General features: G+C 70.9%; 18 protein-coding genes. 9 read left to right on the top strand and 9 right to left on the bottom strand.

What is annotated here, in order from left to right:
• Nucleotides 1-69 precede the first annotated feature (69 nt).
• Nucleotides 70-630, top strand: coding sequence for a hypothetical protein (locus D457_RS0122640; RefSeq protein ID WP_017582959.1), 561 nt, complete (start codon nucleotides 70-72; stop codon nucleotides 628-630).
• Between the two features lie 109 nt (nucleotides 631-739).
• Here D457_RS0122640 and D457_RS0122645 read toward each other — a convergent pair whose 3' ends face one another.
• Nucleotides 740-2,194 (bottom strand): helix-turn-helix domain-containing protein, encoded by a 1,455-nt coding sequence (locus D457_RS0122645; RefSeq protein ID WP_026116919.1) that lies wholly within the window; start codon nucleotides 2,192-2,194, stop codon nucleotides 740-742.
• Between the two features lie 217 nt (nucleotides 2,195-2,411).
• On the opposite strand from D457_RS0122645, the gene aceA reads away from it, so the two are divergent.
• The 3 genes from aceA to D457_RS0122660 all read left to right on the top strand — a co-directional run bounded on the left by aceA (nucleotide 2,412) and on the right by D457_RS0122660 (nucleotide 5,437).
• Nucleotides 2,412-3,710, top strand: coding sequence for an isocitrate lyase (gene aceA, locus D457_RS0122650; protein ID WP_017582961.1), 1,299 nt, complete (start codon nucleotides 2,412-2,414; stop codon nucleotides 3,708-3,710).
• 543 nt (nucleotides 3,711-4,253) lie between these two features.
• Nucleotides 4,254-4,475, top strand: a complete 222-nt coding sequence (locus tag D457_RS0122655) for a hypothetical protein (protein ID WP_017582962.1) — start codon at nucleotides 4,254-4,256, stop codon at nucleotides 4,473-4,475.
• 95 nt (nucleotides 4,476-4,570) lie between these two features.
• Complete coding sequence (locus D457_RS0122660; protein WP_017582963.1) at nucleotides 4,571-5,437, top strand: CPBP family intramembrane glutamic endopeptidase; 867 nt, start codon at nucleotides 4,571-4,573, stop codon at nucleotides 5,435-5,437.
• A gap of 65 nt (nucleotides 5,438-5,502) precedes the next feature.
• Here D457_RS0122660 and D457_RS0122665 read toward each other — a convergent pair whose 3' ends face one another.
• Nucleotides 5,503-6,771, bottom strand: a complete 1,269-nt coding sequence (locus tag D457_RS0122665; RefSeq protein WP_026116920.1) for a CynX/NimT family MFS transporter — start codon at nucleotides 6,769-6,771, stop codon at nucleotides 5,503-5,505.
• A gap of 168 nt (nucleotides 6,772-6,939) precedes the next feature.
• Here D457_RS0122665 and D457_RS0122670 point away from each other — a divergent pair, with 168 nt between their 5' ends.
• Entirely contained in the window at nucleotides 6,940-7,641 is a 702-nt protein-coding gene (locus D457_RS0122670) for a FadR/GntR family transcriptional regulator (RefSeq protein WP_017582965.1), read from the top strand.
• A gap of 136 nt (nucleotides 7,642-7,777) precedes the next feature.
• Here the strand turns inward: D457_RS0122670 and D457_RS0122675 are convergent, their stop codons facing one another.
• The 3 genes from D457_RS0122675 to D457_RS0122685 form a co-directional block, all read right to left on the bottom strand.
• Nucleotides 7,778-8,521 (bottom strand): RraA family protein, encoded by a 744-nt coding sequence (locus D457_RS0122675; RefSeq protein ID WP_017582966.1) that lies wholly within the window; start codon nucleotides 8,519-8,521, stop codon nucleotides 7,778-7,780.
• 174 nt (nucleotides 8,522-8,695) lie between these two features.
• Nucleotides 8,696-9,589 (bottom strand): dihydropteroate synthase, encoded by an 894-nt coding sequence (folP, locus tag D457_RS0122680; protein ID WP_017582967.1) that lies wholly within the window; start codon nucleotides 9,587-9,589, stop codon nucleotides 8,696-8,698.
• 100 nt (nucleotides 9,590-9,689) lie between these two features.
• Nucleotides 9,690-10,598 (bottom strand): Lrp/AsnC family transcriptional regulator, encoded by a 909-nt coding sequence (locus tag D457_RS0122685; RefSeq protein ID WP_017582968.1) that lies wholly within the window; start codon nucleotides 10,596-10,598, stop codon nucleotides 9,690-9,692.
• Nucleotides 10,599-11,102: 504 nt separating this feature from the next.
• Between D457_RS0122685 and D457_RS0122690 the strand changes: the two genes are divergently transcribed.
• The 3 genes from D457_RS0122690 (at nucleotide 11,103) to D457_RS0122700 (ending at nucleotide 14,649) form a co-directional block, all read left to right on the top strand.
• A complete protein-coding gene (locus D457_RS0122690; RefSeq protein ID WP_017582969.1) occupies nucleotides 11,103-12,671 on the top strand; it encodes an LCP family protein in 1,569 nt (522 codons plus the stop codon).
• A 199-nt stretch (nucleotides 12,672-12,870) separates the two neighbouring features.
• Nucleotides 12,871-13,674 (top strand): hypothetical protein, encoded by an 804-nt coding sequence (locus tag D457_RS0122695; RefSeq protein ID WP_026116922.1) that lies wholly within the window; start codon nucleotides 12,871-12,873, stop codon nucleotides 13,672-13,674.
• Nucleotides 13,675-13,854: 180 nt separating this feature from the next.
• Nucleotides 13,855-14,649 (top strand): hypothetical protein, encoded by a 795-nt coding sequence (locus tag D457_RS0122700; RefSeq protein ID WP_017582971.1) that lies wholly within the window; start codon nucleotides 13,855-13,857, stop codon nucleotides 14,647-14,649.
• Nucleotides 14,650-14,764: 115 nt separating this feature from the next.
• Here D457_RS0122700 and D457_RS0122705 read toward each other — a convergent pair whose 3' ends face one another.
• Complete coding sequence (locus tag D457_RS0122705; RefSeq protein WP_017582972.1) at nucleotides 14,765-14,974, bottom strand: dodecin; 210 nt, start codon at nucleotides 14,972-14,974, stop codon at nucleotides 14,765-14,767.
• 548 nt (nucleotides 14,975-15,522) lie between these two features.
• On the opposite strand from D457_RS0122705, the gene D457_RS0122710 reads away from it, so the two are divergent.
• Complete coding sequence (locus D457_RS0122710; protein ID WP_017582973.1) at nucleotides 15,523-15,735, top strand: hypothetical protein; 213 nt, start codon at nucleotides 15,523-15,525, stop codon at nucleotides 15,733-15,735.
• Between the two features lie 33 nt (nucleotides 15,736-15,768).
• Here the strand turns inward: D457_RS0122710 and D457_RS33165 are convergent, their stop codons facing one another.
• From D457_RS33165 to mobA, 3 genes are all read right to left on the bottom strand, one after another.
• Complete coding sequence (locus D457_RS33165) at nucleotides 15,769-19,158, bottom strand: hypothetical protein (RefSeq protein ID WP_152514328.1); 3,390 nt, start codon at nucleotides 19,156-19,158, stop codon at nucleotides 15,769-15,771.
• Between the two features lie 86 nt (nucleotides 19,159-19,244).
• Nucleotides 19,245-22,868 carry a HEAT repeat domain-containing protein gene (locus D457_RS37580; protein ID WP_026116923.1) on the bottom strand — a complete coding sequence of 1,208 codons (3,624 nt, stop codon included), beginning with the start codon at nucleotides 22,866-22,868 and terminating at the stop codon, nucleotides 19,245-19,247.
• A gap of 277 nt (nucleotides 22,869-23,145) precedes the next feature.
• A complete protein-coding gene (gene mobA / locus D457_RS0122725; RefSeq protein WP_017582976.1) occupies nucleotides 23,146-23,709 on the bottom strand; it encodes a molybdenum cofactor guanylyltransferase in 564 nt (187 codons plus the stop codon).
• Nucleotides 23,710-23,716: the final 7 nt, after the last annotated feature.

Here is a 23,716-nt window from a genome sequence, read left to right on the forward strand (position 1 = left end):
ACCGATCCGCGTCCCGGTCTCCAGTGTGTCCTCGGGGCCGAGGCGGCCGGTGGGGCTAGCGTTGGTGGGGTGGAAGTGTTCACCTTGGTGTTCTCCCTGGTCGCGGCGACCGCGGGCATCGTCCTGTGGAGGTTGGAGTGGCTGAAGACCTCGCAACAGGTCTGGCGGGTGCGCCGCCATCTGGTCCCGCCGGTGCCGGTCAGCGACACCGGCCCAGCCCAGCCCGGTCGGGTGGACGTGCAGGTGCACCCCGAGGGCCGTGAGGCCGTGTACAGCGTGGTGTGCACGCTGCGGGGCGCGTCGGTGGCGGGCGGGCGACGGCCCAGAGCCCGTCGGAACCGGTGCACCCCGGATTCCGAACCGCTGCACCTGGCGCTCGTCTTGCCCCAGCCCGATCCGGCCGACCTGTGGGTGGAGGTCACCTGGGTGACGTTCCGGCCGAGCCTGCACCACGGCGAGCGGATCAACGTGCACACCGGCGAGTTCCTGCGCTGGCGCTGGTCCTGGTGGTCGCTGCGGTTGGGTCGGCGGCCGGGTGAGGGGTGGAGCAGCGTCCGCCCGTATCGGACCAAGGGCCGCTGGATCCACCACTCCGCGCGGCCGATGGCGCTGATCCCCGACCGGACGTGACGGGGCTCGGGCCGAACCCGGTTCGGACATGACGAAGGGCCGGCGCGCGGGCGCCGGCCCTCAGCGTCATCGAGGTGCGGAAGACCTTCGGGTCACTGCCGTTCGCGGGTCAGTCCCCGCTCTGGTTCTCCAGACTGTGCTTCTCCAGGAACGTGTACACGTCGTGCTCGTCCACGCCGGGGAAGGTCCCGGAGGGCAGGGCGGAGAGCACGTGGGAGTGGGCGCGGGCCGAGGGCCACACGTTCCCCTCCCAGCGGGAAGCCAACTCGGCGGGCGGGCGCACACAGCACTCGCCGTTGGGGCAGTTGGACTTGGTGCGGTTGGTGGTCTCCCGGCCGCGGAACCAGCGGGACTCCTTGTAGGGCACGCCCAGGGTGATCGCGAAGTTGCGCTCCCGGCTGGGGTCCACGTGGGCCACACACCAGTGGGTGCCGTTGGGCTTGTCCGTGTACTGGTAGTAGATCGAGTACCGGTCCGGCGACTGGAAGACCTGACGGCCCGACCACTGGCGACACATCCGCTGGCCCTCGATCGCGCCGGTGTCGTCGGTGGGGAAGACCAGCCCGTCGTTCTCGTAGGCCTTGTAGATGATGCCGGTCTCGTCGTTGCGGATGAAGTGGCAGACCAGGTCCAGGTGGCGGTGGGCCAGGTTGGTGAATCGGTGCGCGGCCATCTCGTAGGAGACGGAGTAGACGTCGCGCAGGTCCTCCACGGACAGGTCGCGGGCCTTCTTGGCCTCCTGGAGGTAGGTGACCGCGGTGCTCTCGGGGATGAGGACGGCCGCCGCGAAGTAGTTGGCCTCCACCCGCTGGCGCAGGAAGTCGCCGAAGTCCTTGGGCTGGTCGTGGCCGAGGATCACGTGGCCCAGGGTCTGGAGCAGGATCGTGCGCGGGCTGTGCATGCCCAGCGTGGTCTCGCGCTTGAGGTAGATGCGCCGGTTGACGTGGTCGGTCAGGGAGCGCACCGAGCGGGGCAGGTCCTGCACGTACTTCAGAGAGAACCCGTGGTGGGTGGCGATCGCGAGGATCTGCCCCTGGGAGAGGGGACCCGCGGTGTAGTTGACCGCTTCCAGGGTCTCGGTGGCCGCGGACTCGATGTTCTCGAAGTAGTTGCCGCGCTCGCGCATCTGGCGGCGCAGGTCGGCGTTGGCCCGCCGGGCCTCCTCCGGGGTGGCGGTCGGTTTGGCGTGGCGCCGCTTGAGCTCGTCGTACAGGCCCACGATGTGTTCGAGGACGTCGTTGGGAACCCGCTTGCCCACCTTCAAGTGCGGGAGGTTGAGGCCTTGGTAGAGGGAGTCGCGCTGGGCCTCCTCCACCGAGATCTCCAGCTGCGCGCGGCGGCTCGGCGGCTGTTTCGACAGAAGTTCTTCGATGGAGACCCCGAGGGCGGAAGCCAGGGACGTGAGCAAGGAGAGCTTGGGCTCACGTTTTCCGTTCTCCAGCAGGGAGAGCTGCGAGGGCGCCCTCCCCACGCGTTCGCCCAGGTCAGACAGGGTCATCCCGCGCGCCTTGCGGAGATGACGGAGCCGCTGACCAAAGGTGACGAGATCCAGGTCACCTGTCAAAGACGGTATTTCTTCAGCACCAAAGTACGCCATGCGTTCATCTTACGGAAAGAAACGACGATCTTCACCAGATTTTGAGTGGAAAACCCTTGGATCTTGCCTAAGAATCATAGTTACCGGCGGGGAACTTACCGCTCAGGGCTCACCCCCTGGCCCTGGAAGGCCTCCCTCGACCGGTGTGAACACCTTGGGGACTACACGTAAGGCGGGAACGAACATGAGCACCAGCGCTCGACGTCAAGAAGCCAGCGCCGCACTCCAGCGCGACTGGGAGACCAACCCCCGGTGGGCCGGTATCGAGCGGACCTACTCCGCTGACGACGTCGTCAAGCTGCGCGGTTCGGTCACCGAGGAGCACACTCTGGCCCGCCGCGGCGCCGAGCGCCTGTGGGACCTGCTCCACACCGAGGACTACGTCAACAGCCTCGGTGCCCTGACCGGTAACCAGGCGGTGCAGCAGATCCGCGCCGGCCTCAAGGCCATCTACCTCTCCGGGTGGCAGGTCGCGGCCGACGCCAACCTCTCCGGCAGCACCTACCCGGACCAGAGCCTCTACCCGGCCAACTCGGTCCCGGCCGTCGTCCGCCGCATCAACAACGCGCTCCTGCGCGCCGACCAGATCACCTGGTCCGAGGGTGACGACAGCGCCCCCGAGTGGCTGGCCCCGATCGTGGCCGACGCCGAGGCCGGCTTCGGTGGCGTCCTGAACGCCTACGAGCTCATGAAGGGCATGATCGCCTCGGGCGCCGCGGGCGTCCACTGGGAGGACCAGCTCGCCTCCGAGAAGAAGTGCGGTCACCTGGGCGGCAAGGTCCTCATCCCGACCAGCCAGCACGTCAAGACCCTGAACGCCGCCCGCCTCGCCGCGGACGTCGCCGGTGTCCCCTCCCTGGTCATCGCGCGGACCGACGCTCAGGCCGCGACCCTGATCACCAGCGACATCGACGAGCGCGACCAGGCCTTCACCACCGGTGAGCGCACCGCCGAGGGCTTCTACCGCTTCCGCAACGGCGTCGAGGCCTGCGTGGCCCGCGGCCTGGCCTACGCCCCGCACTCCGACCTGCTCTGGATGGAGACCGCGACGCCGGACCTCGAGGTCGCCCGCGACTTCGCCGAGCGCATCAAGGCCGAGTACCCGGACCAGATGCTGGCCTACAACTGCTCGCCCTCCTTCAACTGGAAGCGTCACCTCGACGACGCCACCATCGCGAAGTTCCAGCGCGAGCTGGGCCACATGGGCTACAAGTTCCAGTTCATCACCCTGGCCGGCTTCCACTCGCTCAACCACTCGATGTTCAACCTGGCCAAGGGCTACGCCGAGAACGGCATGACGTCCTACGTCGAGCTCCAGGAGGCCGAGTTCGCGTCCGAGGCCGACGGCTACACCGCCACCCGCCACCAGCGCGAGGTCGGCACCGGCTACTTCGACGCGATCAGCACGACCATCGCTCCCGAGGCCAGCACCACTGCCCTCACCGGCTCCACCGAAGAAGACCAGTTCTCAGCGGCTCACTGACCCTGGTCTTCGTTCCCACAGAGGTCGTCCCACCCCGCTTTCGTGGCTGGGGCGGGGCGGGACGACCTCTCCCCCCTAGCCGTCGGCCATGCGCGGTCCGTGTCACACGCGCATGGCCGACGGCTTCTCCGCGTCTTCTCCGCGTTTTCTCGGTGCTTTCTGCACTCAAGAGACAGGGCCCGCGCACGATTTGCCCCGTGTGCGGGCTTTTGTATTCGCGTCGCATTACATGGATTAATACACAGACTCCACACTGCCTTAACACGCCGATCGCACGTTGATAAAGGCCTTCCGAGCAACCAGGCGAGCAAGGGTTCCCAGATCACAGGGGTTAAACAGAGTTTACTGGCCGGATTCGGCCAGACACGGACACCCGACCCCCTGTTCACATCAGCAAAACACCAATATGGTGTTCCATGCATGGGTCACAGAACAATAACGCCCGGTTCGCTCTGTCCTTTACCGGACGGGAGCAGCGAGACGTCCTACACGCGTCCCGTCGGGCGGACCCGTAGCCAACATCCCCGATCACATGGAGTCACTGTGAAGCTCGAGGACATCAGCAAGGAAGCACTCTCCACCACCCGTCGCGTCCTCGCCGGAGGAGCGATCGCCGCGGTCGCCGTGTTCGGTGTCGCCGCCTGTGAGGACACGGGCGCCGACCCGGGCGTCGAGGACCCGGCCGAGCCGGGCATGGACGACGGCATCGACGACGGCCTCGACGACGGCATGGACGACGGCATGGACGACGAGGGCGACGAGTAAACGGGTAACCCGCAGGCCCCACGGCCGGGGCGGTGGTCGCGTACCACCGCCCCGGCCGTCATCTTTTCGTGAGCGGTTGCACGTAGATTCGACGGGTGACCGACAGAATCCAGCAGAACCCGCGCGAGTCGGACCCCTCCCCCGCCGAAGGCCCCGTCAAAGGCACAGCGGAGGGCACGCGCGCGAAGACCACCACCGTCCCGAACCTTCTCCCCGGCCGCACCCTGCTGCGCTGGGAGATCCTGTGCGTGCTCGCCCTCTCCCTGGGCGCCGCCGCGGTGTCGGCGACCATCTCCTTCCTCGGCGTGCTCACCGCGCCCGAGTCCATGGCCGACCAGACCGCCAGCCTCATCCGGTCCCGCGCGGAGGACCGCCCCTGGCTCGACCTGTCCTTCCAGCTGTACGCGGTGGTCTTCGCGCTCGCCCCGGTCGCGCTGGTGGTCTACCTGCTGCACCGGAGCGGGGAGTCCGCGCGCACCATCGGGTTCGACGCGAAGCGGCCCGGTTTCGACGCCTGGACGGGGGCGGGTCTGGCCGCGCTGATCGGCGCGGGCGGGTTGGTCGTGTACGTGGTCTCCTGGCAGCTGGGCCTGACCCGCACCATCGTGCCGAGCACGCTGGACGGCAACTGGTGGGACACTCTGGTCCTGGTGCTCCAGGCGCTGAAGAACGGTCTCCTGGAGGAGGTGATCGTGGTCGGCTACCTGCTGCACCGGTTGGGGCAGCTGGGGTGGTCGCCGTGGAAGGCGGTGCTGGCCAGTTCGGTGCTGCGCGCCTTCTACCACCTGTACCAGGGCGTGGGGATGTTCTTCGGCAACCTGGTCATGGGAGTGGTGTTCGGCTGGTTCTACGTGCGCTACGGCCGGGTGATGCCGCTGGTGGTGGCGCACACGGTGATCGACATCGTGGCGTTCGTGGGCGCGGTGTACCTCATCGGCCGGGTCGACTGGCTGCCCGTCTGAGGCGTCCGGAACGGGTGCCGACCGAGCGCCCCGCCGCCCCCGGTGCTTCTGAGGCGCTCAGGCGTTCAGGCGCGGCTGGCGGCCTTCGCGGCGATGGCGTCCTCCAGATAGCGGGGACGGCCGAGCAGGAGCCCCACGACGAGGTTGAGGAGCACCAGCCCCATCACCATGGCCATCGGGGCGTGCCAGCCGTCGCTGAGCTCGTGCAGAAGCCCGAACAGGAACGGTCCGGCCCCGCCGAGCAGGTAGCCCAGGCTCTGGCTGGAGGCGGACATCGCCGCGGTGCCCTCGGCGGTGCGGGTGCGCACCGCGAAGATGGTGAGCGCCATGACGAAGCTGCCCAAGCCGATACCGACGAAGGTGGTCCACAGCCAGGTGCCGTCGAGCGGAGCGACCCACAGGCCGGTGAAGCCGACCAGGTAGGCGGCGACGAAGAGCAGGACGAAGGGCCGCTGGTCACGCACGCGGACGATGAGCGAGGGCAGGATCAGCGACATCGGGATGCCCAGGGCGGTGAGGTAGGCCAGCATCACCCCAGCGGACTGGGCGTCCAGGCCCTGGTCGCGCAGCATCTGCGCGAACCAGCCGAACATGATGTAGGCGATGGAGGACTGGGTGCCGAAATACAGGACGCCCTGCCAGCCGATCCCGGTGCCCAGCACCTGGCGCACGCTCAGCGCCTCGCGGGCGTCGCCGGGAGCGGGTTCGTGGCGCAGGGCCAACAGCCACGGCAGGGCGGCGACCAGGCCGAAGAGGGCATAGGAGCCCAGGGCGATCCGCCACTCGCCGGTGGCCTGCTCCAGCGGCACGGTGGCGGCGGCCGCGATCGCGGTCCCCACGGCCAGCCCGGTGGTATAGACCGTGGTCATCAGACCCACGCGGTGGGGGAAGTGCTGCTTCACCAGAGCCGGGAGGATGACATTACCGATCGCGCCACCGGAGAGTGCCACGACGCTCAGAGCAAGGAACAGCCACGGCTCGGAGGCCAGGGCGCGGGCGATCAGGCCGACGGTGAGGGCGGTCAGCGCGTAGACGAGCAGGTGGTGTGAGCCCAGTCGGCGGCTGAGCATGGGGGTGAGCCCGCCGAAGACCGCGAAGCACAGGACCGGCAGGGTGGTGAGCATTCCGGCACCCACCGCGGTCATGCCCAACCCCTGGGTGACCTCGCCCAGGACCGGCCCCACGCTGGTGATCGCGGTGCGCAGGTTCAGCGCCGCCAGGGCGATGGCCACAGCGATGAGGACAAGGGCCCCACGCGAAGGGACCGCGGCCCGTACGGGCCCGGTCAGGGAGGGGTTCTGCGGGGTTTTCTGTCGCGTGGGGGTTGCGCTCATAGGACTTGACTCACATATTCGTAGGATGACCCTATGTACTTCATGAGGATAACGCATTGCCGTTCGGGGCCTATTCCGGTCCGCAACTGGTCTAAGCTCCGGCCTTAACCGATCCGTACCTGTGCGCTGGCCCTGTCATCCGGCGACCCGCCCCTAGGAGGTATACGCGTGCCCCTCGCCTCGACACGCCGGACCGGTCTCGTCGACCAGGTCATCAGTCAGTTAAGAGCCCAGATCGACTCGGGCGAGTGGGGCGTGGGCGACCGCATCCCCACCGAGTCGGAGCTCTCCGACCAGCTCGAGGTCGGCCGCAACACCGTCCGCGAGGCCGTTCGAGCCCTGGCCCACGCGGGGCTGCTGGAGATCCGTCAGGGGGCGGGCACCTTCGTCCGCGCCTCCAGCGAACTCGGCGGGGCCCTGCGCCGCCGCCTGGAGCGCTCCCGCCTGCGGGAGAACCTCGAGGTCCGCCGCGCCCTGGAGGTCGAGGCCGCGCGCCTGGCCGCGCTGCGCCACAGCGAGGAGGACATGGCCGACATCGACCGCGCCATGGCCCTGCGCGAGGAGGCCTGGCGGACCAAGGACATGGGCGCGTTCGTGGAGGCCGACTTCACGTTCCACCGCTCGGTGGTCAACGCCACCCACAACACGCTGCTCATCGACCTCTACGACGACATCGCCCAGGTCGTCTACGCCAGCATCGCGCACACCGCGTACGAGCAGAGCGACGAGGCCTCAGAGCAGCCCTCCTCCGCCACCGACGGGATCGACCACAGCGGTCTGACCGAGGCCATCCGGGAGGCGGACCCGGTTCTCGCCGCCCGTGAGGCCACCTGCTACATCGACGAGCTGCTCTCCCTCACCGAGGAGTGAGCACCCGCGACGGGCGCCCTCGGTGAGCGCCTGACACCGTGTTCGCCTGAAACACACGGACGGGCCCGGAACCATCCCCCTGGTTCCGGGCCCGTCCGCTTTCACCTTCGCGTCGAGGCGGGTCAGTCGAGGCGGGTCAGTCGCCGCCGTAGACGTCGCCCACGGCGGAGCGCGGACCCAGTCTCGGGCGGGGGTGCCCTTCCGCCGTGCGGCCCTCGCGGCGGGCGTTCAGTGAGCGCGGCCGCCCGCACCGCCCGGCCTGGTCGGCACCGCCGTCCCAGCCGGTCACCCTGGACGGGTCCAAGCCCAGCAGGTCCAAGGTGCTCTCCCCGGCGCAGACCGCGTCGATGATCTCCCGCTCGCGGGTGACGTTGTCCATGGTCTCGGCGATGATCGCGCTCACCTGCCCCCGGGGCAGGCAGACCACGCCGTCGTCGTCGGCCACGATCCAGTCACCCCGACGCACCGGCAGCGGGGCGGGACCGCTCGCGTCCATGTTGATCTGCTGGCCCACGGAGCCGCCCGCGTCGTGCCCGGCCTCGCGGACAGCCACCCCGGCGCCGAAGACCGGGAGCTCGCAGTGGGCGATGGCGGCGATGTCGCGCACGCAGCCGTCCAGGATGATCCCGGCCACGCCCTTGGTGCGCGCCGCCACCGCGAGGATCTCGTCCACATAGCCGTACTCGGGCTCGCCGGAGACGTCCACCACCAGGGCGGACCCCGGCGGGGCCTGGGCCACGGCGACGTGCAGCGCCAGGTTGTCCCCCGGCGAGCAGCGGACCGGGAAGGCGGTCGCGGCGAACGCGGCCCCCGGCCAGACGGAGAAGAGGTGAGTCCCGAACGGACGCCCTCCGCAGCGGGCCAGTGCCACCGTTCCCACAGCCGTCAACGTCTTCGCAAGCGCCACGTCAGCCTCCATTACACCCGCGCCCGGTGCGGCCGGCTCGAACCGACCCCCTCTATACTCGCCGGTAACTTAAGCGTGACGCAAGCCATATCAGCCCGAAACACGCAAAAACTGCTACCGATGGTTACACAGGAACTCGAAACAGACTCAGCCGACCGCCGCCACCACGTCAAGGGCGGCTCGGGCAGCGGCGACGTCGTGCACGCGAAAGACCCGGGCCCCTTCACGGGCGGAGACGGCCAGGGTCGCCAGAGTCCCGTCACCGCGCTCGGTGACCCCGGCCTGGAGGGTCTCCCCCACGAAGTCCTTGTTGGAGACCGCCACCAGCACCGGCCAGCCGGTGGCCGACAGCTCGCTGAGGCGACGCGTGAGTTCGAGTGAGTGGTAGGTGTTCTTGCCGAAGTCGTGGGTGGGGTCGATCATCACCCCGTCCGAGCGCACACCCACCGACACCGCGCGTTCGGCCAGGGCGCACACACCGGACACGACATCGGCCACCACGTCGTCATAGCGGACGCGGTGGGGGTCGGTGCGCGGGGCCAGTCCCCCGCTGTGGCTGCACACCAGCCCGGTGCCGTACTCCGCGGCCACTCGGGCCAGGTCCGGGTCGGCACCGGCCCAGGTGTCGTTGATCATGTCCGCCCCGGCCTCGGCGACGGCGCGGCCCACCTCGGCCCGCCAGGTGTCCACCGAGATCACCACCCCGGGGTGGCGGTCGCGCAGCTCGCGCACGAACGGCACCGTGCGGCGGATCTCCTCGGCCTCGTCCACGTGGGCGCCGTAACCGGCCTTGACCCCGCCGACGTCGATGATGTCCACCCCCGCCGCCACGGCGTGGTCGGCCGAGGCCAGCGCGGCCTCCAGGGCGTAGGTGGCACCCCGGTCGTAGAAGGAGTCCGGGGTCCGGTTGATCACCCCCATCACCGCGTAGCGGCGGCCCGCGAACGTCTGCCCGCGCAGCCTCAGTGTGCCCGCCGGGGGTTGTGTGTCCGCCAGGGGCCGTGTTCCTGCCTCGTCCGGCACAGCCGGTTCCGTCACCATGGCTCCATCCTGGGGCATGAGGACGAGCCCGGGACATGAGGGCGGGCGGTCGCCCGGCCCCATGCCCCAGGTTCGGACGGGCGCCTCAGGTAGGCACTTCTCAGGCGGGCACCCAACCGACGGAGCGTTCACCGCCCCGGCGCTCCTTGCGCACCTGGAGGTGGTCCCACGTCTCCACGTGGGCCACCCCCGCCGTCCCCCGGATCCGCTCCAGGGCCTCCACCAGCTGGCAGCGGTCCGGAGCGGTCAGGGTGCCGATCACGTCGTAACGACCGAAACCGCTGGCCAGGAACGAGATCCGGCCCATGTTGGCCATGGCGGTCCCCAGCGCGTCGGCGTCACCGCGACAGCGCAGGCCGAAGCCCAGCTGCTCGTTGGCGCCCACCGCCGAGGGCTCCACCAGCGCGGTCACGTGGACCACGCCCGAGTTGAGCAGCCGCACCACCCGGGAGCGGGCCGCGGCCTGTGAGAGCCCCACCTGGCGGGCCAGGTCGGCGTACGAGGCGCGTCCGTCCTTGAGCAGTTTTCGCACCAGACGCCAGTCCAGCGCGTCCAACTCGATGTCGCGTAGTTCACGCACACTGCTGTGGGCGTCCTTGTACACGGCGTTGGCGCGGAAGACCTCCGCTCCGTCCACGCCCGGCAGTGAGCGCAGGTCGGCGAGCTCCTTGGTGAGAGCCGCGTCGTCGGCCACCCGGACCTGCGCGATGGCCGGGAACCTCCCAGCCGACTGCGCCGCGAAGGTCACGGCCTCGCGTTCCCCCAGCGCTTCCAGCAGCGGACCGACCGGTCCGCTGACCCGGAACGACACGTGGCCGAGGACCTCCATGCCCACCACACCGGCGTGCAATACTCCGACGATTCTGATCGCCCCCGACTGCACGAGCTGGCGCACTCTGGCGCGTACCGCAGTCCGGGACAGGCCCACTCCGTCGGCCAGGGCCTGGAACGTCGCTCTGCCGTCCCCCTGCAACGCCCGCATGAGCGCGGCGTCAACCGCATCGAGCACGATGGTTGCCTTTCGTTCCCATGACGCCGCCCTTACCCCCGGACGACGCCCCCTCCTCCGGGCAGATCATCGCAGTTGTGGCGCCTCTTCACTACCGATCGCGAAAGAAATCGGTTGATTCACCCCTTTGACCGGCCCGAGAGCGTCGTTCAATGCCCCAACCGGACCCTCTCGACCACATAACAGACTTGTATAGAACACCCCTGATGAGGTGACCACTGTGCACACAACCCCCGCAAAGCGCCACACTGATCTCACGGACCCGTGCGACGCCCCCGGGGGCACCTCCGGCGCACTGTGAGGGGGCGGCTTCACGCCCCACCGGTGCCGACGCGGGCACCGGGAGATCCGGAACCCTGGGAACCAACGGGTCGTTCCCGTACGTGTACCTGGGAAAGGGCATAACAACAGGAGAAGTGACCGCCACCCGGCGACCGTGGCGAGTGCACAGGAGTACCAGAACGGGGCAGTCGTGATCGCCCCGCGGCTTGAGAGGAATCGCTGGTGGCAGCGGAGGACGAGCGGCCGGAGAAGGCGCCCGCGCGCCCGGGCACGGGAGGGGCGCTGCTGTGGACCGCCGCGTCGCTGCCCCTTCCCGGTGCAGCGCACCTGCGCATGGGGCGCAGGGGTGCCGGGATCGTGATCCTCGGCGCCTACTTGCTGGGTATCGCGGCTCTGGCCCTCTGGCTGGTCCGGCTCGGCGCGCACGAGGCGGGCGCCGCGACGGTACTGACAGGGATGGCTGTGCAGGACCGCTGGCTGCTCGGCGCGATGGGCGCCGTGTTCGTGATCGCGGTGCTGTGGCTGACCGTGATCGTGCACTCGTGGACGATCACCCGACCCGAGGGCGCGAAGTTCGGCCAGCGGCTCCTGGGCGGCGTCGTGGTCCTGCTCCTGTGCGCGACCGTGGGCGCTCCGGCGGCCTGGGCCCTGCACGGCGGGTACACGGCCTACGAGACGCTGGGCTCGGTCTTCGACGCCCCCGAGCGCGACGACCTGCCGCCGCACGACGCCGCCGACCCCTGGAACGGTGCGGACCGGGTCAACGTAATGCTGATCGGCTCGGACTCCGCGGACGACCGTTACGGGGTGCGCACCGACACCATGATGGTGGCCAGCCTGGACACCGAGACCGGTGACGCGGTGCTGGTGGGTCTGCCCCGCAACCTGGAGAACATCCAGTTCCCCGAGGGCAGCGAGCTCGCCGAGCGCTACCCGGAGCCGTACGGCTTCGACCTGCTGCTCAACGACGTCTATCAGACGGTCGCCGAGGAGCCCGACGAACTGGCACTCGACCCGCTCTCCTCCGACCCTGCCGCCGACACCCTCAAGAAGGTGATCGGGTACAACGTCGGCCTGGACGTCGAGTACTACGCGATGGTCGACATGATGGGCTTCCGCGACCTGATCGACGCCGTGGGCGGAGTGCGGGTGCGCATCGAGGAACCCATCCCGTACGGGGTGCACGGCGGGGTACTGGAGCCCGGATACCAGCTCCTGGACGGCCACGAGGCGCTCTGGTACGGCCGTTCCCGGATCGGTTCGGACGACTACGGGCGGATGGGCCGCCAGGGCTGCCTGGTCAAGTACGTGGCGGAGCAGGTCGACCCGACCACCGTGCTGACCAGCTACCGGCAGTTGGCCGGGGCCACCAAGCGGACACTGAGCACCGACATCCCGCAGACGAAGGTGCCCGCCTTCATCGAGCTGGCCGACCTGCTGACCGACAACGGCGACATGAGCGCACTCCAGCTGTCCCCGCCGCAGGTGTCCACCGGCAACCCGGACTGGGACGAGATCAAGGAACTGGTCCGTGAGGCGATCGGCGCCAGCGAGGAGCAGGGCGACGACCTGTCCTCGGAGCCCTCCCCCTCGGCTTCCGGCGACGGCGCCGAGGAGGGCGTCGAGGGTCCCGAGGAGATCGAGGACCCGACCCTCGAGGAATGGCAGGAGTGGGAGGAGGACGAGCGGACCGAGTGGCAGCGCTACACCGGTCTGGACGAGCCCTCCCCCGCCGACCCGGGCCGCCAGGTCGGCTCGGAGGCCACCGACCTCAACGCCATCTGCCCATAGCCCCGCCCCCTCCGCCGTGATCTTGCTACCAGAAGCAAGTTCGGCGCCTTGGGTTTCGGTGGTACCGCGCTCCTGGTAGCAAGATCACGGGTGACACCCCCTGGGGGTTCCGGCAAACCCCGGAGCCCCCGGGTGACCGGTGTCGGTCAGCTGGCCGCCGACCGTTGTCACCCCCGGTCGGTCGTGTGACGCTGGCGCGGTGACCACAGCACAGCTCTGGACTCTCGTCGCCTTGGGCGCCTTCCACGGGCTACACCCCGGCATGGGGTGGTTGCTCGCCGTCAGCAGGGGGTTGCAGGAGGGCGGTCGCCGCCAGGTCCTGCGGGCCCTGCCCGCGATCGCCGTGGGGCACGCGGTCAGTGTCGCGGTGGCGGCGGTGGCGATCACCGTCACGGGTTCGGCCACAGCCTCGGTCCTGTTCCCAGTGCTCGGCGGGGGCGTGATCGTGCTGGTGGGGCTGGTGATGCTGCTGTCGCGGCGGCACTTCCACTGGCGCGAGGTGCGACTGCCCCTGTGGCAGCTGACCGCCTGGTCCTTCCTGATGTCCTCGGCGCACGGTGCCGGGTTGATGCTGATGCCGGTCCTGGCCGGTCAGCTCCACCACACGCACGTGGACGGCGGCGGGCACGGGGGTCATACGGGAGGAAGCCAGGGGACGGCGGCCGAGACCGTGGCCGCGGCGGAGGGGTCCGCGGCAGTGGGCCCGGGGGCGGGTGGTGCGGGTTCGGGTGAAACCGCTGGCGCCTCCGGGGCCGGTGGGGCGATGGAGGCCGGAGAAGTCACCTGGAGCCTGTGGGACGCCACGGTGCTCGGGCTCGCCGCCACCGGGGTGCACACCCTGGCCATGCTGGCAGCGGCCGGAGTGGCGGCGCTGATCGCCTACGACTTCCTCGGGGTGCACGCGCTGCGCTGGAAGGGCGTGACCCTGGACCGGATCTGGGCGCTGACGCTAGTCCTGGGCGGGGTCTTCGTCCTCTGGTCGGTGCTGTGGCCGGCCCTGTGACCGGCCCCACCTCCGGTTTCGTTTACGGCTTCTGACTTGATTCCGGTCACAGTCGGGAATGTGAGCTGAGTCCGATGTGTCCAATAGACGGAGCATCCCGCAGGGAGCCGTAAAGACACTGGTGCCCGGGACGTCGACGGCGGCGCGGCCGCCCGTCCCCGGCGTGGAGGGGCAGAGTCCATGACACACAGATCCACCGGGTCCGCCATGGTGCACCGCCGATGGCACGGGCTCATCCTGTCCGTGGCGATCCTGGCCGTCCTGGCCACGATCGGCGTGCTGGGCACCCGATGGGTGGTGGAGAACCAGGAGCGGATCTTCCCCGTCTCCGCACCGTGGGGGCCCGAGTGCTCGGTGTGGACCGGCGAGGAACAGATCAAGCTCGACCGCGACCAGGCTCAGCGGGCCAGTACCGCCGCGGCCGTGATCAACCAGGGGGACAGCGCCCCCGTCGAGCAGCCCGATGTTGACGACATCCCCGACGAGATCATGGACGCCCTCGTCAACGGCCCCGAGGACGACGCGGGGCCGTCCATGAGCTGCCGCTACTCGGGCGAGGATGTCGAGTTCGAGGAGGAACTGCCCTCGGGCATGACCCCGCGCAACGAGGCCATGAAGGCGGGCATCGAGGCACACTTCGCCGACACCAGCATCGGCGGATACGTGCCCGGCGGATACGACAGCGGCCACGGTGAGGGTTCGGCCCACTACGAGGGCCGCGCGCTCGACATCTTCTACCGGCCGGTCAACGAGGACAACCGCCGTGAGGGATGGCTGCTCGCGCACTGGCTGATCGCGCACGCCCCCGAGTACAAGATCGACGTCATCATCTTCGACGACAAGATCTGGAGCACGCGGTACCCGTCGATGGGCTGGCGCCACTACGACGCCGATCCGGACAACGAGATCCTGCGCCACCTGGACCACGTCCACGTGGACGTGCTGCGCGGAACAGACCCCAGCGCCGGCGCCTGAGGGCGTGGCCCCGGGTGACCGAGGCACCCCAGGATTCACCCTGACAGCGACGGGCCCGGACCACGACGGTCCGGGCCCTGCTCGTGTGCCCTGGCGGGCGGCTGTGGGCGGACGGTCAGTCGTCCAGTCGGAAGCCGACCTTGAGCCCCACCTGGAAGTGGGCGACGGCGCCGTCCTCGATGTGCCCGCGGACCTGGGTGACCTCGAACCAGTCGAGCCCGCGCAACGTGGCCGAGGCCCGCTGGATGCCGTTACGGATGGCCTGGTCGACACCCTCGGTCGAGGTGCCGACGATCTCCGTGACGCGATAGGTGTGGTCGGTCATGGTTGACCCCCTGCTGAGTCGGTGGTGGTGCTGCCGGGCGAAACCCGTTGAACCCGGCCCCGTTCCCTGCCTCCCCGCAATCCCCGTCCGCCACACGGGCCCCCTGATTTTCTCCGCCCCCTTTCCGGAGAACGGATCGGAGCACTTTGCCGATTCTTTTCGAGGACTTTGGTCCCGGTTGGGACGCGCTTGACCCCGGAGGCAGGTGTTGCGGGGATCGAATAGCGAGACGAAGGGGAAGCGGGAGTGCCAGATAAGTCCTGAGCTGGGACTTAGGCCCCTCCCCCGAGGGACTCTCCCGAGACAACGTCGTAACTGACTCTTGACGTACCCCGGGGGGCAGCGGTGTACATTGGGTCCTAGCGCTTCGGTCCCCCGTCGAAGCGCGGGACGATGTTTCGAGCCCCCGTCGAAACATCGCTGCGACGCCGGGTGGTTTGCCCCCGTAACCACCCGGCGTCGCCTTTTGTCCACACCCGGTCGGCGTGAATACCCGTCCGTGGCCGGGGCTTGACCACCGAATCCGCTTTGTCTCCTGGGGATCAGCATTGGGTAATACCGCACCGGACGCACACTGCTCACGCAAGAGCTGCAAGGCGCCCGCCGAGTGGGCCCTGGTATGGAACAACCCCAAGCTGCACACCCCCGACCGCCGCAAGGTCTGGGTGGCCTGCGACGAGCATCGCGACTATCTCGCTAACTTCCTGGACCTGCGCGGCTTCCTGCGCGAGACCGTCCCCATGGCCGAGTTCGAGGGCTAGCTCCGGGACGCTGACAGCCCGCACCCGAACCCCTCACCCCAGGGCGACCGTGCGGGCCAGTTCACGTACCTGGTCGTGACCGCACTCCCCCGCCGCCACCAGTGACTTCGACCAGCGCCGGGCCCAGCCGGAACGGTTGCCGAACTCCTCGGCGACCAGCACCGCGAACAGCCCCGCCGCCGCTCCTTCGGGACCCGGGACGCGCCGCGCCCGCTCCAGGAGCAGCCCCGTCAGAGTGAGGGCCTCGCCGTCACCGCTCCCGCGCGCCCTGAGCCCGGACACCACCGGGCGCACCAGGTTCCGCAGCCAGCCGAGCAGGGACAGCGGGTGGCGGGCGAGCTGTTCCAGCACAGTGGCGAACACGGCCACCAGTTCCGCGGGGGCAGCTCCTTCCCCCGCCCGCGCCTGGAAGAGGGCGTCGGTGAGCCGGACCGCCTCCGCCAGGTGCTGGGGGTGTTCTCCCAACAGCCGCACCAGTCGCACGGCGAGATCGGCGGGCACGGCGCCGTTCGGTTGGATCAGCCCGGCGCAGGCTCGCGCCACCGAGCGCAGCCGCGCGACAGGACGGATCGAGGTCTCCCCGTCGCTCAGGCGCAGCGGGACCCCGGCGGGTTGACCGGCCAGCAGGCGACCGAAGACCTCCTCCACCCTGTCCAGGGCCCGACCGTCGCGCAGCAGCTGCATGAAGGGGCCCACTGCGGTGTCATCGGGGACGGCCGGGTCGCACACCGCCGTGATGATCCGTTCCGGCCCGTCGGGGAGGTGCGGCAGCCAAGTGGCCCTGAGCCACATCAGGTGAGGGAAGCCGGTAGGGGGTTCGGGGAGGCTGTCGACCACGCGGGCGAAGTCGGTGCGGACGGCGGGCGGGCACAGGTACGGCGCGAGCGCGGACAGGGCTCCCTGGAGTTCGGGGGCGGCCAGAGACGGTGCGTGGGCGCGCAGCGCGGGTAGGACGGCGGAATCGTCGAGGAAGTGCGTGAGGGCCCCGAGGGCGGCCGCCCGCACGTCACGCTGTTCGCGCTCACCTTCCAGGGCGCGGAGCAAGGCTGTGACGGCACCGGGCGGGCGGTGCCGGATGAGGAGGCGGGCGGCCTCCTTGCGCACGCTCACCCCGGCCACGGTGTCCTCGGACTTCGGATCGGTCGATCCGTCCAGGACCGAGGCCAGGAACGGGCCCAGCCGGGAGGGCCGGACGTGACCGGCGCAGCGGGCCATGACCGCCGCGATCAGGGGCTGGTCGGGGCCGCCCAGGCGCGCTGCGAGGAGTTCGAGGACCTGCTCGTGCTGGTCCGAGCGGCCGAGTGTGTGCAGGGCGAGCTTGGCGCGCGAGGGTTCGGGGGTGTCCAGGCGGGCCGCCAGATGCGGGGTTGACCCAGGCAGCTCACCCAGCCCTCGGAGCGCCCGCGCAGAGCCGACCGGGTCGGAACCCTCGATCACGGAGTTCAGGTGTGTGACGGCCGCGGCGACGACGGCGGCGGGCCACCGTGCGGTCACCGTCCGCGGGAAGGGCGCAATCGGGGCCGGGCAGGAGCTCGTGTGCTGGGCCAGCAGGCGTTCCAGCACGGGCGGCGGCTGGCGCAGGAGAACCTGCCAGACCTCGTGGCGGTGGATCTTAGCGGGGTCGCGCTCGCAGATTTCCAGGGCGCGGGCCGGTCCGTGGGGGCCGTCGAAGTGGTACAGGTAAGCCGCTGCCCCGGCCCCGGCCAGGATCGCGGTGCGCAGCAGTTCCTGGAGTCCGGTGAGCTCGTGGGCGAGCGGGCCCAGGGTGGCGGCGAAGGCGATCGCCGATGCGTACTCCCCGCGCGCGTGCTCGGATTCGAGGTGGGGAACGAGCCGTTCATACAGGTCTCGGGCGGCGTCCAGGCAGAGCAGGTGTTCCAGCGGGGTCGCCGCGCTCAGGGGCGGGTGTCCGTGGCGCCGGGGCGGGCGGGTCAACCCGGGGGTACGGAGAATAGGCAGCCCGTCCGCCCCGCGGGACCGGACCAGGAGCGCGTAGAGGTCCACCGCCCACTCCCGTACTGCGGGGTCGGCCCTGGTGAGCGGGTGGAACAGCAGGCGAGCGGGCAGCTCTCGCACCGCTCCCACGGTGTTCCAGGAGGTGTCCGGGGCCTGGAGGAGGTGCTCACACAGCTGGGTGAGCTCGGGCAGTGCGGTGGCCAGCAGGCGCGGCGGTGAGGCGGCCAGCGCCCGCAGGAGGAGCGGCTGGGCGGAGTCGCGCTCGCCACGGTGGCGTCGGATCACTTCGCTGACGGCCCCGGTGTACAGGTCCGCGTCGCCGGTACGGGCGGCGGCCTCGATCAGGCGGGTGCGGGCGCGGCAGCGCCGTTGGGGGTCGCCGGAGGTGGCCGCCTCCGTCAAGAGCCGGTGCGCTTCGGGATAGGGCAGGTGTGCGATGGCGCCCAGATCGATGTGAGGGTCCCGGGCGGGTGCGGGGCGGTGGAGCATCCGCCGGGCCTCGGCGACGGCGCGATCCCGGGGCAGCAGCTCCAGGTAGGGCAGCAGTGTGTGGCCCACTCCCCCGTTGTGCTCGGTGACCAAGCGCTCCAGGTGGGCGCGGGCTTCGGCGCGGGGCATGGCCCGCAAGAGCCGCAGAGCCGACTCGGGGTGCGACCGCAGTTCGGTGTCCAGGGCGGCCAGTTCCCTCGAACCGTTGTGCAGGGCGGGGTAGCGGCGAGGGTAGTGCCGGATGTCCTGGCGTTCGAGGAGGAGGCGGGTGCGCGGGAGCCGACCGCGCAGAACCGGTTCGGTGCTGACGAGTTCGACCAGGGCGGCGGGGTCGATGGCGTCGAGTGCTCTGAGGGCGGCGTTCCAGCGAGTGGAGCGGTGCAGGCCCTCACCCTGCCGGGAGAGGAGTGCCAGAAGGGGTCCGGGGTGGCGGCGGGCCAGGCGGTGCCAGGACCGGACCGCGTACACGAGGTCGGGCAGTTGGCCGTTGACGGTTTCGGGGGTGCAGGCGGGGAGCAGGGCGACGGCTTCGGTGTCCCCGTACTCGGCCCGGACCCGGCCCAACAGGGCGTCGGCGAGCACGGACCGACGGGCCGCATACAGGGTCCGGTACAGGGCGAGGCGCAGGGCGGTGGGGGCGTCGTCCAGCACCGGGACGACCGCTTCGTCCGGGACCGGGAGTGTGCGCACCGCGCGCAGGGCGGCCCGGCGCAGCCGCGGATCGGGGCCGCGCAAGTAGGCGGCGACAGTGTCCAGGTCACGGGCGACCATGGCCAGGTGCAAGGAGAGTCGGCCGTGTCCGTGGGTGTGCAGCTGCTGGACGGTCGCGGCCAGCTCCGGGGTTCCCGCGCGGCTGCGAGCGTAGGCAGCCAGGTGGGCCATGCGCTCCTTGGCGGGCAGGGATTCGGCGGTGTGCAGGAGCCGGAGGGCCGGGGATGCCGGGGATGCCGGGGAGGTTGGTGAGGCTGGAGAGGTCACGGGGACTTTCTGTGTGGGGCGGGGGTGGAGGTTCTGTGGATCCGCTGTGCGGAGCGGCCCGGAGGTTGCGGGCCACCCCGCACGGCTCAGGCCAGGACGAGGTTCCAGCTGGTCAGGCGAATTTCCTCGTGGCGGCTACGACCCGCTTCGGTGAGCAGGTCCGGCAGAGGGTGCTCCCATCCGGTGCCCCGGAGGACGTTCCCGAGCAGGGTGAGGCCGAGTAGTCCGGTCTGGCACCCGAGCGGGCCGCTATCGGCCTCGGCGGCCGCGGCCAGGCGGCGCACCACCTCCACCAGGGTCGTCATGGGGACCTCTGGGCGCCGGTAATTCGAGCACAGGGGGCTGACGATCGCGTTGAAGCGGCTCTGGTCGTGGTTCGGGCGGGTGGTGAGCAGGAGGGCTGCCAGGAACAGATGGTCCAGCACCGCTTCGATGTCGGGGTCGTCCTCGGCCACCCTGACGGTCCGGGCCAGGTCGCGTTCCATCAGCGTGACCGTGCCGTCCAGAAGCTCGGGGCGGGTGGCGAGCAGGGCCCGGACACGGTCCGTCTGTTCGCGAATCACCTGATCCCCGGCGGGTGCGTGCAGCATCAGGGAGTGCAGGAGGTCGAGCACCCGGCGCAGCCGTTGGAAGGCGCCGCTCGCCCGGTCGTGCTCGGTACTGCGCCAATGCGGCGGACGGGCCGGGGCCGGGGAGGGGACCGGGACACCTGATTCGGGGCCGGGGAGCTGGGCCAGAAGGCGTTCGAGGACCTCGGCGAGCCGGTCCCGGCCGCGCCCCCGGACCAGGGTCTGGACGAAGACGGACATCGCCCGTTCCGTGGGCTGGTCGAGGTCGCAGGCGGCCTCGACCACGTCGTCGAGCGTCTGTGAGCCCCACACGTTCCAGCGGGCCCACCAGCCACTCATCCGCCAGTGGGAGCGACGCGGTACCGGCAGCCCGGCGAGCGTTTCGGCGGCCGGTCTACGCAGTGCGGGGGCGAGCCCTTCCGGGTCGACGCCCAGGAGGGCGACCTGGATCTCCTCCTCGGCGAAGTCCGGCACCCGTTCGGTGAGCGCGGCCAGGGCCGCGGGGGCGTCGGACCGGCGCAGCAGGGCGGTCGCGACCGCGGCGAGCACGTCGCGGTGTTCGTCCGGTCGGCGCAGGACACGGGTCAGGGCGGCGATCGCGCCGGGTGGGCGGTGCCGGGCCAGGAGCCGGGCGGCGGTCCGGCGGACGGTGACCTTGCCGGGCCCCTCCAGTACACGGGCCAGGAGCGGCCCGAGACGTGAGGGACGGGTGTGTTCGGCGCAGCGGGACAGTGCCGGTCCGACCGCCCGTGACTGAGGGCCGCCGGAGTGCGCCGCGATCAGTTCCAGCGCGGTTTCGGGCCGGCCGCAGCGGCCGAGCGCGGACAGGGCCGCCTCCCGAAGGACCACCTCGCCGTCGTTCAGGAAGGCGGGCAGGTGGGTGTGGGCGCCGGGCAGCGAGCTCAGGGAACGCAGCGCGGCCTCGCGGTCGGCGGCCGCGAACACGGGTCGACCGATGACATCGAGCAGGTGCGCGCGGAGGCGTTCGCGCAGTTCGGCGGGCCAGGAGCGGGCCAGGTCCCGGCTGACCCGAGGCACCCACACGGGGGCGTTTTCGGCCTGGCCGCCCTGCCCGGCCCCGTTGACGGCCAGGGCGCGCAGCACCACCGATGGCGGGTGGTAGCGGGCGAGCAGGTCCCAGACGCGGGGGACGCGGGCGGTGGCCGGGTCCTCCTCGAACAGGCTCAGCGCCCGGCGGGCCCGTTCGGTCCGGTCCAGATGGGCGGCCAGGTGGAGGGCGGCGGCGCGGTCAGCGGTCACGGAGCCAGGGTCGGCCAGTACGGCGGCCCGCAGGTGGCTGTCCAGTGCGGTGAGGTGACGGCCCCGGCGGCCGAGCTCTGCGGCCAGCGCCACCGCGAGTGCGTGGACACCGCGGCGGCGCGCCCGGGCCAGGAAACCGCTCAGCTGGCCGAAGAGCACGTCCTCCGCTCCGGGCGGCAGAACTTGGTACAGGCGGGGTTCGGGGCCGTGGCGGTGCACGCCGTGCTCCTCGAAGACCCACCAGGGAGCGTTTCCGCGACGCCGGGGCGCCCACCAGGGCGCGTTGTGCCGGGCCCGGTCCGGATCGCCCAGGCCGTCGGCGCCGAAGCGTTCGATGAGCCTTCGGTAGACCTCGATCCCCCAGCGCACGGCCGGTTCGTGGACGCGGGTGTCCGGGTGGCGCAGGAGGCGGGCGGCCAGGTGCCGGAGGACGTCGCGGGTGGTGGCGGAGGTGTCGCGGGCCTGGACGGTGTCGGTCAGCAGCCGGTGCAGGAGCGGCAGGCACGGTACGAGCAAGTTCGGGTCGATGTCGGTCAGGGTGGTCAGGAGGGCACGGCGGACCGGGTCGCGGTCGGCTCGGTGGCGTTCGACGCGTTCGGTGAGGACGGCGGCCAGTAGTTCCCGGTCGCCGGTGCGGGCGGTCGCCTCCACGAGGCGGATCAGGCCCCGGGCGCGGCGGTCGGGGTCGCCGCTGGAGGCGGCCTCCCCCAGCGGCCCGGCCGCTTCGGTGTAGGGAAGGTGAGCGATGGCGTCCAGATCCTGGTCGGGAATCTGGATCCGACTGTTGGTGCGTTGGAAGACGGAGAGCTCCGCCAGGGCCTCGCGGGCCAGTTCCGCGGCCTGTTCGCGGGGCAGCAGGTCCAGGAAGGGCAGGAGACCACCGGGGGTGCGGCGGTGGTTCCACCGTTCGAGGACCCGCTCCAGGAAGGCGGACCGCTCCTGAGGGGGCATCGAGCGCAGGACGCACCGGGCGGTCGCCGGGCGCGTGCGCATCGCCCGGGACAGTTCTCCGTTCAGACGGGAGCCGGTGGAGACCTCCGGGTGCCGAGAGCGGAGCGGGGCGGCTCCGCTCACCCGGCGGGCGTGCGGATAGCCCCGCACGTTGTGAGCGCCCGCAATCTCCAGAACCCGCCCCGGGCGGATCGGATCCAGTGCCGTCAGAGGGCGGTGCCAGCGTGAGAGAGCGGAGCGGTCAGTGGCGGAAGCGGCCAGGAGTTCGGCCAGGTGGTCCCCCAGGGTGTCGGGGTGGCGTCGGGCCAGGCGGCGCCAGGACTGGAACGCGTGGGCGAGCCCGGGCAAGTGCCGGGCGACGGTCTCGGCGGTACAGGCGGGGAGCAATGCGGCGGCCTCGGCGTCGCCGTACTCCGATCGGACCCGCTCCAGTAGGGCGTCGGCGAGTACGGAGCGGCGACCCTGGTACAGGGTCCGGTACAGCGCCCGGCGCAGTGCGGTGGGTGCGTCCTCCAGCACAGGGAGGACCATCGGATCCGGGATCGGCAGGGTGCGCACGGCGCGCAGGGCGGCCCCGCGAAGTTCGGGGTCGGGTCCGGCGAGGTAACCGGCGACGGTGTCGAGGTCCCGGGCGATGATCGCCATGTGCAGGGCCTCGCGGTGGTGGCCGGTCTCGATCAGGCCGCGCAGGATCACGGCCAGGTGGGGTGTGCCGGTGTGGGAGGGGCTGCGCGCGCCAGCGTGTCCGTTGAGGGTGGTGGAGGGTGACGGGCGAGAGGGGCTGCGCGCGCCAGCGTGTCCGTTGAGGGTGGTGGAGGGTGACGGGCGGGCGTGATCGGCCAGCGCAACCATGCGCGAGTGGTGGCTCAGGCCCTCAAGGGAAACAAGGAGTTCGGCGGCCGACCTGAACGTCGGCGCGGTGGGGCTCAACGGCCCGGGCGGATTCCGCCCTTCCTGGTAGTCATGGCGGACATCATGGACCACTCCCCCGGGCCGGGGCAAGCCCCGCCGGTCACGGGGCCCGCCCCGGCCCGGGATCACCGGTGTGCACGCTCACAGGACCGCGGTGCGCCAGGCGGTGCATGCGCCTGCGGCCGGTGGGGGAAGTGACCCGGCGAGCAAACGCCCGCCCGGACCTGGTTCGGGGGTGTCCCGGGACATGCCGTTCGCCCTGGCCGGGGTCCGGTACCGCCCGGATTCACTCCGGTCACTCCAGGGTGCGACGGACGCGTTCCAGGGCTTCGGGGGTGTCCACGTCGAAGTCCGCGGGGGCGTCGGTGAGCGGCACGTGAACGGGGTTCAGCGGGCCGAGCAGCTTGTGGAGCGAGCGTCCGGTGTAGACGGCCAGCGCGGTGCGCAGGGTGTCGGTGTGCCAGATCCCGGTGAGCCACTGCTCCCGGCCGCCTGCGTCCACGAACACGGCGCCCTCGCCTCCCCGGACAGCCGTGGCCAGTGCCGCGAAGTGGCCCGGGTTCAGGTGGGGCAGGTCGGCGGCGAGCAGGGCCACCCAGGGGGCGCTCACATGGGATAGCCCAGCGCGCAGGGCCGGTACGGGGCCGCCCCCGGGTGGGTCCTCGCGGACGTAGCGGGCCGGGGGGCTCTCACGTTCGGGGCCGACCACCGTCACGCCCGCGTTCGGGTCGTGAGCGCGAACAGTGTCGACCACGTGTTCCAGCAGGGTGCGTCCGGCGACGGTCAGGCCGGGTTTGTCGGCGCCGCCCATGCGGGTCGCCGCCCCTCCGGCCAGCACCACGGCGTCCAGGTTCTCCATCACACCA

It is taken from the genome of Nocardiopsis valliformis DSM 45023 (genome assembly GCF_000340985.1).
Lineage (GTDB): Bacteria > Actinomycetota > Actinomycetes > Streptosporangiales > Streptosporangiaceae > Nocardiopsis > Nocardiopsis exhalans.